This is a genomic window from Sebaldella termitidis ATCC 33386 (assembly GCF_000024405.1).
GTDB classification, from domain to species: domain Bacteria; phylum Fusobacteriota; class Fusobacteriia; order Fusobacteriales; family Leptotrichiaceae; genus Sebaldella; species Sebaldella termitidis.
Genome location: NC_013517.1, coordinates 3,281,947 through 3,295,365 on the forward strand (window position 1 = coordinate 3,281,947; position 13,419 = coordinate 3,295,365).

Sequence of the window (13,419 nt, forward strand, 5' to 3'; positions counted from 1 at the left end):
TCCAATTTGACCATATCTTAAGATAAGCTGTAATTACACAAAATGAATATAAAAACAGATTATTCGCATAACTCGGAATAACCTGTTTTATTTTATATAAATATTATATTTTCTTTTTTTTCAGCAAATTTAGTTTCGAGCATTACTGAAAAGTTTTTCATCATTTCATTATCAAAATATTTAGCTTTCACAGGACAGGCTTTTACACATGCACAGCAGTGAATACACTTATTTGCATCTGCTATTCTCGGATTTTCAAAGCTTATTGCTGAAACCGGACATTCTTTTGCACATTTCATACAATCATAGCATGCTTCTCCTGTTTCAGGTGCTGCTACTATTCCTGCCGATCTTTCTTTATATGGTTTATTTCCAGAAACCTCCAGTATTTCAGCATCATTTTCATTTTTTATTTTTTCGGCTGTTTTTACAGCAAACTCTTCTGCTTCCTTCTGATCCTCTGTATCGGGTCGTCCGGTTCCTACATTTTTCGTATACGAGTGTTCACCTATAAATGCCCCTGCTGAAACCACTTTGAATCCTTTTTCAGTAAAAATATCTCTTGCCTCTAATATTGCATCATCAAAATCTCTGTTTCCATATACTGCCATAATAACTGCCGGATTACCATTTCCTTTTATTTTTTTTATTACCGGTTCAAGCAGCAGAGGAATACGTCCCCCGTATACAGGGAAACCAAATACAAGAATATCTTTTTCACCTAGTTCTATTTCCTTTACGCGTTCTTTGACCAACGTCAGGTCTGTTTCCTCTGTTTCTGCTTCAAAAATATCCGAAAGCTTTCCTGCTGTTTTTACAGTTAATTTTTTAGTGCCGTGTGTAGGGCTAAAATATACCGCTCTTATTTTTCTTTCCATTTCTCTTCACCTCTTTATCTTCCAAAACTTCAAAATTCTCTAGTTTTCAGTATAGACATAAAGCTATTTTGAATTATTTTATCTTCTTCTTTGTTTTCAGACAGTCGTTTATATGCATTACATGATGTCGTGTAATAGGGAGCAGCAAAAGCCCTGCTACCGTTTTCTTCCCCCAAAATTCCACAAGCCATACAGCATCCGGCTTTTCTGAAACAGCTTTTTCATCCAGAATTCTCTGGAGACTCTTATCGTTCATTTTTCTTTTCATATCCTTAAATGTAAGATTCTTTATGATTTCTCTTGTTTTTTTTCCCACAGCCGCTCTGTAATTCATTAATTCTTCCCTGCTTATTGCCGCGCTGAACTCTGCTATCTCTTCAGCAGTAAGTGCATTTCCAGTATCAGTTATTATACTTTTTGTTTTTTTAAGCCAGTTATCTGTATTAATTACCTGTACATCATCAGCGATAAGAATATTGGCACATATATCCTCGATACGGGTTATATGCCAGATATTATAAGCCATTGTTCTTCCTTTATATGACGAAGAATAGTTTTTAAATCCATCATCGCTTACACCAGATAAGACTTCCTCCAAAAAAGAATACTCCCCGCTTCCAGAAACCTCAGGCATATGAACTATTGAATGAAGCTTCAGACAAAGCTCAATCGTTTCCTGAAAATCCCCCTCTTTTTTTATAATGTCCCTTAACCTTGTCTGTTTGGGATTCCAGTCATTGTTAATACTAAACATATAAAAAACCTCCAGAATGATTTGATTATAATAAATTATTAAAGTTTATACTTTCTATTTTATATATTCTTATTTTATATTGTAGTCGTTTTTCTCAGCAAAAACAAGATAATTATAATATATTTTTTCTATTTTATGTATTCTTGCAGCATTCTGTTTTATATTGCAGATGATTTTTTCAGCGGCAAAACAGCAGTTAAAAATAAGTTATCACCCAGCTGTATTTATGCTTTTCATTCTTATTATACATAATAAAAAGTTTTCTTAACAGGATAAAGGATACCGCTCACAAAAAAGAGCAGAATAAATCTGCTCTTTTTGTATTCTGAAAAAACATTGGTTTAGTGTTTATAAGTATGTTATTATATTTTCATCAATATTACTTTTTATTATTAATCTTAGCTCATCAATTTCATTTTTATTCAAAGCTTCTATATTCACACATAAGCCCTGATACGGTATTGTAAATAAGAAACAATATTCATCTGTAAATACCACCTTCATAAAAATTTCCCATTTCATTTCTGACTCAGTATATTCACTTACTATTTTTACTTTTTCTTCGCCAAAGTAGTATTTCATCTCTGTAAAATACTTCTCATTATCTTTATTTTTTAAAAATTTATTTATTTTAACCTTAGCAACTACTTTATTTATAAAGAATAATAATATAAACATAAAATAACAATATAATCCAAATAATAATTTTAAATCATTATGTTCTTTTATACTCACATATATTGAATAAGTTCCATAAAAAAAAGATAGCAGCATTATTATATAATTTAACACTCCCCTCTTCGAAAAAAATTTCTGCGAAACCTTATTAAACATAATCAAGTCTTTTTTAGACGGTTTATTTATAACAATTATTTCATTAATCATCAAAAGCTCCTTTCTCAAATTTAAAAATTTTCATTTTTTTACTATATATTATAATATATAAGTGAAGTCTATGTGAAGACATCTAAAAAAAGGCTTCAAAGACTCTTTGATAAACATGATTTTTCTTCACGCCTCTCTGTTAATTATTTTATAATCCTGCATTTTGATTATTATCCCTTCTTCTTTTGTTTGTATATTCAAAAATAAAGAATTTTTATAATGTTTTCCATATTATATTGTACATTTTTTTGGAAATAAAATTTAAAAAACCTGTATTTTATTATAATTACATAAAATACAGGTCAATTTCTTAAATTCACTTTTCTTTTCCTACTTTCTAATTCAGAGCCGTTGTTCATCTCCTTAATATAGTTTATCTCATTTTTTCAAATTGTCAATAGCAAAATTTTTTATTTTTTTATTTATATAGATACTGCTGCTTAAACATGTAATAAAAGAGAACCCGATCACTCAGGTTCAAAGCAGTTTAGGGATACACATAAAATTATGTACACTCTTGAACTGTATCAATTTTTTTTATTTTTCTATAAATTTATTCTTCTTCTATATATCATAAAACTCCCCTTTTATTATTTCCAAAGCCTTATCCAGCCTTTCTTCATAATTTCCCGATATCATTTTTACTTTATCAGCAATATTATATTTTTCGAGTAATTCTGCCAGTATTTTTTTTCCTTTATTCCGTTCTTTATCACTGCCGTTTTTTCGTAATCCGTCATCTACCCACTTTACATCATTTTCAAGATACAGCCACAAATCATAATTTTGTCTTTTTATAATTTCATCAATAGCAGGATCTTCCTTACCCTCGTATAATTTACAATAAAACTGTGTTACTATTGCTTCTGTATCTATAAATACTATTTTATTAGAATGCCTTACTGCCTCTGCCTCAAGCTTCTTCTGATGCATTGCTATTTTTATGTAATCCCCGTACTCTAGGTTATCCTCATTTCCGCCGCATTCTTCATAAACATAATTTCTGCCATATTCCTCAGCCCATGAAGTGTTAAAGGCTTTTGCAAGAAATTTTGTAAGAGTTGTTTTTCCGCAGGATTCAGTTCCTATAAGCACTACCTTTTTGCAGAAAAACGGTCTTACTACTGCCGGAAGATACTCCCAGTTTTTATAAGGATTTTTTCTTATCTGTGTTCCTGATATATTATATCCGGTTCTTTCAGGATCAATTAATATATGCTCAACCTCAGGAAGAAGCTCTTTGAAAAAACTATCATAAGATGGTTCCCCGGAATAGACAAAATCTATTTTTTCAGGTACAGTTTTCTTTAAAAGCCCTACAAACTCTTTCCAGCCGTCAGGATATGCAGGAATGCTGCTTTCATCCAGACTTCTTATCTCAATATGCGGAATATCCTGATAAATTGTATGAAGCCATCTTAACCTGTCTTTTACGGTAATTTCGGGAATTCCATATTCTTCACACATTTTTTTATCCCTGCTGCTGTGACATACTACTACTATCAGCTTATCTGTCTTTGTAGAACTTCTGTTTATAAAATTTACATGCCCCAGATGCAGAGGCAGAAATTTTCCTATGATAACTCCTGTTTTCCCCATACTTCCCTCTCCCTTCTATAAAGCTTCGCCCAGTTGTACAGACCGTAAACAGCGTTCACCAGATATGCAATCCACATTATTGTTATATTATAATCTGACTTTATAAAGAGCCACATATATATTGCCACAATATCTATCATTATCCACACTATCCACTGTTCTATATATCTCTTTACCATTAGTATCATTGCTGTCACTGATAATACAGTAGTAAACGAATCAGCCATCGGAAGAGTATTATTAAGTTTTTTCAGTATTATCCCGTATACTATTACTGCTATTCCTGACAGTACTGACCATAGTATAATTTCTTTTGCCGTCATTCTTTCTGCTTTCACTTCTTTGCTTTCATCAATATTTACATTGTTTCTTCGCCACATCATAAAACCTATTATCTGCATGGGAAGAAAATAAAGTATATTCAGCATAGCTTCCCCGTAATATTTTGAGTTATAAGAAATAAAACCATATATTACCACATTTATAATACCAAAATAATAATTTGATATTTTTCCTTTTGCCACAAGTATGACAGAAAGCATCCCTGTTACCGAAGCTGTAAAGCCTAAAATCCCTTCCTTCGAATAAATTAATACTGCTACATTAATCAGAGTAAAAATTATAAGCCAGCTTTTTTCAAATAAATTCCAATCTTTAAATATTTTCATAAAAACTCCCCGTTTCTCTATTTTATTTTTTCTTCAAAACTCCCGTTATGCTATTCAAACACCAGATATTTACTTTCTATATCTTCCGAAAGCCATACATTGTTTTTGGAGATATAAAAATTTTTACCGTTTCTGTACATTTCCCCCGAAAGTACTTTTATTATATATGCCTTTCCGTGCCTGCTCCCTACATTATATGCCGTATCATGATCTTCAGATAAATGTACATACTGCCTTTTGATTTTCTTTATTCCATCAGCCTTTATTACAGACAGATTTTGTACAGCTGTACCATGATAAAGAAATTCCGGCGGCTGCACCGGCTTCAGCTCCAAATCTACATCTATGCTGTGTCCCTGACATGCTCTTATCCTTTTATGATCTTCGCTAAATTCATATCTTTTTTTATTATTCGTTTCCACAATTTCATTTAATGTGTCATAATTTATTCTTCTTCCTTTTTTATTCATACCGCTGATCAGCTCTTCCACGTCAGCCCAGCCGTTTTCATCCAGCTTCAATCCTATTGTTTCCGGAGAATGTCTTAGTACCAGACTTATAAATTTCCCCAGCTTTACCAGATTATTTGCCATTTTTTCCTCCTTCCTCCTTCAAAATATCCTCTCTTAATTGTGTCAATATTTCTCCGAGATAATTTTTCCCACGCCATTTGCTTCTTCTTTTACTGTCAGGATTCTCTTCGGAAAGACCTATCCCCCATATAGTATCATAAGGACTTGCTTCTACCAGTGTTTTACCTTTTGTTTCCAGCAGTGCACTTTTTAATCCCTCGTTTTGTGTAAATTTGGCGTAATTCCCGTTATACACTATATTTTTACACTGTCTTTCCCATATATCCTTATTAAAGTTTTTTACCTTTCTTCCCAAATCTTTTTGTTCTCTAGGGCTTTTCGCTTCAAGTATTTTTGCCGCAATTATTTCATCACCGAATAAAACAGCTTTCATATACATCATGTACTGTTCTGCACAGTTAAACGACTTTCCTTTTACTTTAAATCCCTTTTTGTACCATTGTGAAAAAGGTGAATCACTTTTCCAAAAAAATTCAAATTTTTCCATTTTTATCTTCATCTCCTTATTTTTCCTTATACATCAATTCTAAGTCTTTTTATTACTTCAGAATCTTCAATCCTCAGTTCTTTTTCCACAGGCAGGTATTCTTTTATATCTTTGCCCTCATCTCTCATTTTCTTAATCTTTCTTACCATTGGTGTAATATCCTCTATATTTACAATCCATTTTTTTATATAGCTTTCCACGATTTCGTCCTTCAGCCCAAGCTGAATTGCCCTGAATTCCAGCGGACTGCCGAAAATATTTCTCTCAGGATCCCATTGACATCTTCCTGAAAAATTTCGTTTATCCAGCTCCCATTCTTCGGCTTTTTCATAAACCTTCCTGTCATAATGTGATAATACAGAATTTTTTAATATTGTAAGAAACCCGTCTTTTGTAATATCTATGGCAAGAATTCTTTCCTGACCTTCCTTTTCAGCCCATCCTGCCCTGTACATCATCCATAGAAACGACGGTTTTATCCATGTCATTCTTGTTCTCTTAAAATGACTGCCGAATGTGCCGAGTTCCAGGGCTTCATCAGCTATTTCATTTCTATATGCCTGATAAACCCTTACTGTATCATCATCATAAAGTGCATTTATTTTTCTCATATTTCCTCCTTGTGTTCAAATATCACTTACCTTGGAGTTAAATTTGAAAAGTCTTGACGGCCTGTGGCCTGCTTCATCTGAAAATTTTTCTGTTTCTGTTACCAAATCCTTTATTTTTCTTCTGAAATTAGCTTTTATCAGTTCTTTTCCCAGTATTATTTCATATACTTTCTGTAACTCTGTAAGTGTAAAATATTCCGGCATTAAATTGAAAACCAGATTTGTGTATTCTATTTTATTCCGAAGTCTCATTAGTGCATATCCTATTATTTTAGCATGATCAAAAGCAAGCTCACCGCTTTCTGCTATTTTTATCCTGTTTTCCCCGCGCTCTTCATTATCAAATATTAATCCGGCATTCAGGACAGTTTCTCCGTTATCAAGTTTGATATTGAATTTTCCGTTATCCAAAAATTCATATGTAAGCTTAAACCATGAAACTGCACTTGCATCTGTAGCAGCTTTCAGCTCTATATTTTCAGGTTTTATTAACGCCATATATGCAGTACTGATTATTCTCATTCTGGGATCACGTTCTACATTTCCGAATGTATACAGCTGCTCCATATACAGATCATCAAGGTTAGTCTCTTCTTTTAATTCCCTGTAGGCACTTTCTTCCACACTTTCATTTATTCTTACGAATCCTCCGGGAAGTGCCCAGTTATTTATAAAAGGATGCTCTCCTCTTTTTATTAATAATAAATATAAATTTTGTTCAGGATTTTTTCTGTAATTCCCGGTTTTTGTCTCAAATATACTGAATATCACATTATCCACAGTAACTGACGGTCTTTCAAATTCCGAAGGGTCATAATTTTTCAGGAATTCCTCTTCACTTATATGTTTCTTCTCTTCCTCTGCTTTCATTTTAATACCTCCTTTTTTGATATTATCTTTTTGATATTATCAAATATATAATATCATTTTTTTTGAATATGTCAAGATATTTTTTATCACCATAAAAAAAGAACTGCGTCTATATCGCAGTTCTCAATATTTTGAGTATACTTATTTTTTATTAAAATCATTTGCCGAATATTACTTTGTTTCAGAAATTTTATTTATTTTATCTATTAACAGATTTTCGTCATCTGTGAATACCATATCGGATATTTCCACATACTTTTCGGGTTTATACCATTTATACTTATTTTTATAATAAGCTTGGAGCTTTTCGTCCTTAAAGCTATAACCTCTTAATGCATACGGAAGATTTCTTATATATCTTAATTCCTCTTTTGAATACTTCCCTAAATCTTTTGCTAAATATTGTTTTGTCTCTTTTCTTACTTCTATTATTGCATCTGTTTTTTCTCTAAAAGTCTCCGCTTCTTCAGCTGATACTTTTACATCTTTACTAATCGGAATATACCAAAAAAACTGCGAAAAATATTTTTTTAATCCGGGATCGGAAAAATCATATCCTGCTGCTGCATATGGATAATTTCTCAGTATTCTCAGTTCTTCCTCATTTCGTGCATAGATATCCTGATTATAAATTCTTCCGTAAAGATATGTAAGATCATCTTTATACAGGTTCTTTCCCTTTGACCGCGGAAGCATATCCAGCCTGCCGGTAAAAAAGTCTATATCAAGTATTTCTATATCAAAATCCGGTGAAAAATTTTTAGTTTTATATCTTACATAACCATTTTTTATTTTTACAAAAAAAGTATCTGGCTTTTCACCGGTATACAGCAAATACTTTCCGCTTTCTATTCTTCCTTCACCGAATACCTCCCAGTCTATTTTTTTATTATTTTTCCAAAAAGTATAAGGAAGCATAAAAAAACTGTTTTCTCCCATATCAATAACAAGCTCAAAATCATCTACCCTTTTATTTTTCCATTTTGAAATTGTTGTTATTACATAAGCATAGTCCCGTCCGTCTATACCGCCGGAACCGCTGTAAATATAGCTGTGCTCTACTACATTATCACCTTTTTTAAACGGCGCATCAAAGTAATAGACATAGCCTGTCACATCATGCTCGGCTGATTCTTCCATTTCCTCCGCTGCTTTTTTCAAAGCCGAATTTGCAGCAAATGGTGATTTATCAAAGTTTTCTACTTTTGAAATTACTTCCTGACCATTTACCATGGTTTTAAAATCAGTCATAAACAATTCTCCCTGCTGCTGGTCAGGCGGGGTTATAAAGCCTATTTTCTTTACCTCATTTACAGGACTGTTAAAAACAAACCTTACATTTATTTCCATTCCTTTTTCTGTGAGCTTCATAACTATTTTTTCACTTTTTATGGAAACGTCGGAAATCTCAAGAGGTATAAGATGTTCACCCTCGGAACCAAACTCCCAGTCATTGGAAAAAACCGCAAAACATAATAATGTTAATATCAAAAAAATTAATTTCTTCATTTTATCCTCCATTTTTAAAAGCTTCATATTTTCTGCTGCTTTATTTTTCTGAAAGTCCGAATTTCTTTTTTAATTCTCTGGCTTTTTTTGCAGTTTTCGGACTTGTATTTTTGAGATTTGCCAGTATTTTTTCATTTATTTCATTTTTATATGATGTTTTTTCATAAAACTCCTCAAATATAACGAACATATCATAAAGAAGCAATGCCTTTTGATTCTCTTTAAACTCGCATATTTTCTCCATATTCAGATAAAGCTTCATTACCTTATCAATATAGTCAGGACGCTGTCTCAGAATTTTTCCGGTACTTGTTACACAGTCTCTGGCTGTTGTGATCTTCCTGTCATTAATAAACATAAAATATTTATCAGAAATTTTATCGAAAAGCTTTTCTTTATCTGCCGTAATAAGATTAGAGAGCATAACCACGCCTATAGTCCTGTGATAAGAATTTTCATGGTCAAGCAGCTTTTCGAATTTTTTCCAGTCTTTATAGAATAATTCCGGATTCCTGCTGCTTGCTTTATCAAGAATATAATAACAATGATAATAAACCATAATATATCTGTTAGTTATCATTTATAAGCCTATAAACAAGCTTTTAGACACTGTTTTGTATACTACGAGTATATTTATAAAATGTGATATAATTCCGAAACATTTTGTATATTATAATAAAAAAGACTAGAAAAATCTAGTCTCAAGTTATAGTAAACAAAAAAATATAATTTATTTCTTCTGAATCATCACTTTATATCCCATGCAATTTGTAACATATGTATTAGGTGGAGTTTCTATATCCTTAGCATCTCCATCAACTACAATTGATCTAAAACTTTCATTTTCGCTTTTATGTATAATATCTCCTTTACTCTCTATAAATCTCATATGTAAATTATCAGATTTATATTCTCCCAGTATTCTGTCATCTACAAGTTTTATTATCTTAGCTACTAAATGATCTCTTAAACTTTTTTCATCTATATATGGAAGAACCTGCAGAAGTAATTCTGCCTTTTTATTTTGATCAGGAATGTCATCTGATAGCTTATTCTCTGCTTCAGGTATAAAATCATCAAAATAAGCCAGTATTTGAGGTTTAACTTTATCATATATCTTCATCTTTTTACAGATATTTATAACTTCTTCCCGGTATAAGATTGTCATATGTGATAGTCTTTCAGATAAGTTAGGATTTTCTTTTTTAAAATTTATCATTTCATAATTATTTATAATTGTTTTCTTTTTTCCAGCGTAATAATGAACATTAAAAATGGTACTCTTCGTAATTACAGATAAATCCTTTATGCTCATAACAGGAACACCATTATAGTATTTTTTTATTATTTTATGTTCTTTTGGTTTTGGTAATGTCAGCTGGTTAGGTTTATTATCCAAAAAAGCTGCTGCAAGAACATCTTTTGCACGTAGTTGATATTCAAGTAATTTATCCTTCAGCTCTTTACTGAATCTTGCTGGATTTATTTTAGCCAACCATAATGGCAGGTAGTCAAGTTCTATCAGTGATGTACTTTGAATCACTCCATTTGTTATAAGGGGATAGATTTTTTTACCCCCTTTCAAAGTCTCGTCTTTATTGAACTTATTCACTATATATTTTCTTTGACTCTCTGTTAACTTAAGACCATTACATATATGTCTCATACTCACATAATATTTATTTTCAATTTTTACTGCTAATAAGTTAGCTCCATTAAATTCTACTTCTTTAAATTATTTCTTTTTTATTAGTTCTCCGCAATTATAGTAGTAGTTTCTATCTTCTGAATCGTAAGCACTCCCATTATTTAAATATTTATCTTCTTCATAAACTATAAATGTGTCAGAATCCGAACCTTCTAATTTTTCACCACGATAATATACCCTAAATTTGTCTTTTGAATAACCATATCCTAATGTTTCAAAGCTATTTGGATCAGATTCCGTTATTTCAAATTCAAAATAATAAACTCTTCTTTTATCTTTGGTATAAATAGAATTTAGAACTTCAAAGCTAACTGAATCTACCCCTGTTATCACTTTTCCTGCGAAATATGCTTTATTTTTATCTTTACTAAATAAATCTTTTAAAACCTCAAAACTTATTGGATCTGATTCTTCTATTTCAGATTTCCAATAATAAACTCTATTTTTATCTTTTGAATAAGGAAACTCTAACTTTTCAAAGCTTTTTGAATCTGAATTTTCCAGTCTTTTGCTGAGAAAATAGCCCCCATTTTCATCTTTAGCATAATTATTATCCAATATTATAAAACTTCTAGCATCTGCATGGTCTAATAACACCAGATGATCATTTTCATAATAAAACACTTGATTTTTTTCTATTTTATATTCACTGAATGTAAACACACTAAATATTGTGAATAGAAACAACTTTTTCATTTTTTCTTCCTCTCTCTTTAAACTATATTTGATTATATCATAAAATTATAAAATCGACCCTAAATTTCAACAAAATAAAAAGCACCCATGTAGAGTGCTTAGTTTTATTATTGTAATTTAATAAATTTACTACTTCCAAATGCATCCCAAATGATTGTTTTGTCAGCATAATCTGCAGGTATTTTATATACTAATTTAGTTTTTTTAGATAATTTAGGATTTACTTCCTCTAAAAAAGCCCCATATCCTTCAGTTAACAAAGTTTCGTCATTCTTAATTTCAATTTTGTCATCTCCATCACCTAAAATAAGTTTTCCTGCACTAACTAATGATTTGCTTTCATTAGCAATATTTTTAGCACTTACATCAACAATTAAATATTTCACTCCATCTTCTTTATCAAGTGAAGTAATTGAGTTAATTTTTTGCGAATCAATAGCTTTGATTCCACTAACTGTGACTTCAAAATTATTAGTTGTAAAAGGTTCTCCTATTTTACCCATTTCTTCTTCCTTTACCTCAGCAATTTTTTTTGTGAAACTTCCACTACCTGAAGAAGATGAATCTCCTCCGACACTTCCCACAGCTAAAATTACAAAAACAATGATACCAATAACAAGCAATACTTTCTTTTTCATTTCTTATTCTCCTTTATATTTAATTTTATTACAAACATAATAGTCAATATACAAAGTATTATAATAATTAAATCCAGAATATCAAATGTACCTGGTACGAACCATAATTGAAGTATTTCAACAGCAGCACTGATTGTCCCCAGTAATGTATAAATAAACTTATTTTTAAAATACAAACTTAAGAACGCTATGAATGAATAAACCCATAAGCCATCTGGTAAGGAATATAAAATATAGTAAGGTATATTCTTTTGGTATAAAACTGTATATTTTCTTATAAAGTGTATAAAACCATCTATTTTTAAAAATTTAAACCATGAAAACATTAATAGATCACTGCTTCTAAAAAATACATATATTGTACCACCCAATAAAATAGGGAGAATTATATTAATAATTACAAATTTTAATTTCAAATTATTAATATAACTCCCCATTAATAAAAGTCCTCCTATAAATACTATTTAAAATTCAATTTATTGTAACATAAATTAAACTTATTGTAAATACACAAACCTTCCTATAAAATATTTTATAAATTATTATAGCATAAGTTTAATTTATTATAAATAAAAAAGAGCCTTTATAGCTCTTTTTTTAATTATGGTAAACAATGACTACAGAGTTTCCAACAACAACAATATGATCAATTACATACTTGTATTCTAGCAATCGAACAAGTTGCTTCCCTGCTTCTGCAGCAGTAACTGTTACTGAATAATAACCTGAATAACTTATTATATTGAAAATTAAAAATAATGAAAAAATGATTTTTTTCATAATACCTCCTAATATTTTATTGAACGCCAGGAAACATATTAACAAATTCAATTTTAAAGTCAGAATTTACATTTACAAATTCAACTGTAAAATCTGATAACATATCTACAAACTCCCATTTACCGCAAGAATCAGAAAACATTTTCACTTGTTCAACCTTAAGATCCGCACCACTACTAACTACCTCTACTTTAAAATCTGCCATAGATGATACGACTCTTACTTTTCCATATAATCTTTTTCCATTTAGTATACAGTCTCCACTAATATTTCCTGAAAAAATTACTGCTCCAAATAACAAAAATATAAAAACTCTTTTCATAATACCTCCTGATATTTTATTACATTTTACACCATAATTATGACATTTATGTGAATATAGAAAAAAAGAACCCTCTCAGATTCTCAAAATATTTATTTAATTCTTCAAATTAATTGTATATTTAAGAGAGTTACTACTGGATTATGAGTCCAACTCCCTTTTGCTTGTGTGCAAAACATATTTGCAAAACTATTCTAACATTTATCATTAAATGAATCAAGAAAAATATGAACTTGAATTTTGATTGCTTTACTTTAATAAAAAACCTGTATTTTATTATAATTTCTATAAAATACAGGTTAGGTTCTTAACTTCAATTTTCTTTTCCTACTTTCTAAATCAGAGCTATGCTTCATCTCCTTAATATAGTGTATCTCATTTTTTTAAATTGTCAATAGTAATATTTTTTATAAAAAAAGAA

15 protein-coding genes and 1 pseudogene are annotated in these 13,419 nt (G+C 30.4%); all 16 read right to left on the reverse strand.

What is annotated here, in order from left to right; translation table 11 throughout:
• Positions 1–92: 92 nt before the first annotated feature.
• On the reverse strand, positions 93–878 hold the full coding sequence (locus STERM_RS15415; RefSeq protein ID WP_012862554.1) for an EFR1 family ferrodoxin: 786 nt from the start codon (positions 876–878) through the stop codon (positions 93–95).
• 73 nt (positions 879–951) lie between these two features.
• Positions 952–1,632, reverse strand: coding sequence for a hypothetical protein (locus STERM_RS15420; protein ID WP_012862555.1), 681 nt, complete (start codon positions 1,630–1,632; stop codon positions 952–954).
• Positions 1,633–1,980: 348 nt separating this feature from the next.
• Positions 1,981–2,367, reverse strand: a complete 387-nt coding sequence (locus STERM_RS15425; RefSeq protein ID WP_169305417.1) for a YcxB family protein — start codon at positions 2,365–2,367, stop codon at positions 1,981–1,983.
• 714 nt (positions 2,368–3,081) lie between these two features.
• Positions 3,082–4,116 carry a multifunctional transcriptional regulator/nicotinamide-nucleotide adenylyltransferase/ribosylnicotinamide kinase NadR gene (nadR, locus tag STERM_RS15430; protein ID WP_012862557.1) on the reverse strand — a complete coding sequence of 345 codons (1,035 nt, stop codon included), beginning with the start codon at positions 4,114–4,116 and terminating at the stop codon, positions 3,082–3,084.
• Positions 4,092–4,784 (reverse strand): nicotinamide riboside transporter PnuC, encoded by a 693-nt coding sequence (gene pnuC, locus STERM_RS15435; protein WP_012862558.1) that lies wholly within the window; start codon positions 4,782–4,784, stop codon positions 4,092–4,094. The genes nadR and pnuC overlap by 25 nt, the downstream gene beginning before the upstream one ends.
• Positions 4,785–4,834: 50 nt before the next feature.
• The gene (locus tag STERM_RS15440; RefSeq protein ID WP_012862559.1) at positions 4,835–5,377 is read right to left on the reverse strand and encodes an RNA 2'-phosphotransferase; all 543 of its coding nucleotides are present in this window, start codon (positions 5,375–5,377) and stop codon (positions 4,835–4,837) included.
• Positions 5,367–5,864 carry an NADAR family protein gene (locus tag STERM_RS15445; protein WP_012862560.1) on the reverse strand — a complete coding sequence of 166 codons (498 nt, stop codon included), beginning with the start codon at positions 5,862–5,864 and terminating at the stop codon, positions 5,367–5,369. Before STERM_RS15445 ends, STERM_RS15440 begins: the two co-directional genes overlap by 11 nt.
• Positions 5,865–5,890: 26 nt before the next feature.
• Positions 5,891–6,475, reverse strand: a complete 585-nt coding sequence (locus tag STERM_RS15450; protein ID WP_012862561.1) for a DUF4291 domain-containing protein — start codon at positions 6,473–6,475, stop codon at positions 5,891–5,893.
• 15 nt (positions 6,476–6,490) lie between these two features.
• Entirely contained in the window at positions 6,491–7,345 is an 855-nt protein-coding gene (locus STERM_RS15455) for an NUDIX hydrolase (RefSeq protein WP_012862562.1), read from the reverse strand.
• 171 nt (positions 7,346–7,516) lie between these two features.
• Positions 7,517–8,854, reverse strand: a complete 1,338-nt coding sequence (locus tag STERM_RS15460) for a YARHG domain-containing protein (RefSeq protein ID WP_012862563.1) — start codon at positions 8,852–8,854, stop codon at positions 7,517–7,519.
• 40 nt (positions 8,855–8,894) lie between these two features.
• On the reverse strand, positions 8,895–9,434 hold the full coding sequence (locus tag STERM_RS15465) for a hypothetical protein (protein ID WP_012862564.1): 540 nt from the start codon (positions 9,432–9,434) through the stop codon (positions 8,895–8,897).
• Between the two features lie 150 nt (positions 9,435–9,584).
• A pseudogene (locus STERM_RS21395) lies at positions 9,585–10,571 on the reverse strand (phage antirepressor N-terminal domain-containing protein); the annotation flags it as partial.
• An 18-nt stretch (positions 10,572–10,589) separates the two neighbouring features.
• The gene (locus STERM_RS15475) at positions 10,590–11,258 is read right to left on the reverse strand and encodes a DKNYY domain-containing protein (protein ID WP_012862566.1); all 669 of its coding nucleotides are present in this window, start codon (positions 11,256–11,258) and stop codon (positions 10,590–10,592) included.
• Between the two features lie 107 nt (positions 11,259–11,365).
• Positions 11,366–11,896, reverse strand: a complete 531-nt coding sequence (locus STERM_RS15480) for a DUF4352 domain-containing protein (RefSeq protein WP_012862567.1) — start codon at positions 11,894–11,896, stop codon at positions 11,366–11,368.
• Positions 11,897–12,493: 597 nt separating this feature from the next.
• Positions 12,494–12,676, reverse strand: a complete 183-nt coding sequence (locus tag STERM_RS15490) for a hypothetical protein (protein ID WP_012862569.1) — start codon at positions 12,674–12,676, stop codon at positions 12,494–12,496.
• Positions 12,677–12,692: 16 nt separating this feature from the next.
• Positions 12,693–12,998 (reverse strand): 7(1) septoil knot domain-containing protein, encoded by a 306-nt coding sequence (locus tag STERM_RS15495; protein ID WP_012862570.1) that lies wholly within the window; start codon positions 12,996–12,998, stop codon positions 12,693–12,695.
• Between the last annotated feature and the right edge of the window lie 421 nt (positions 12,999–13,419).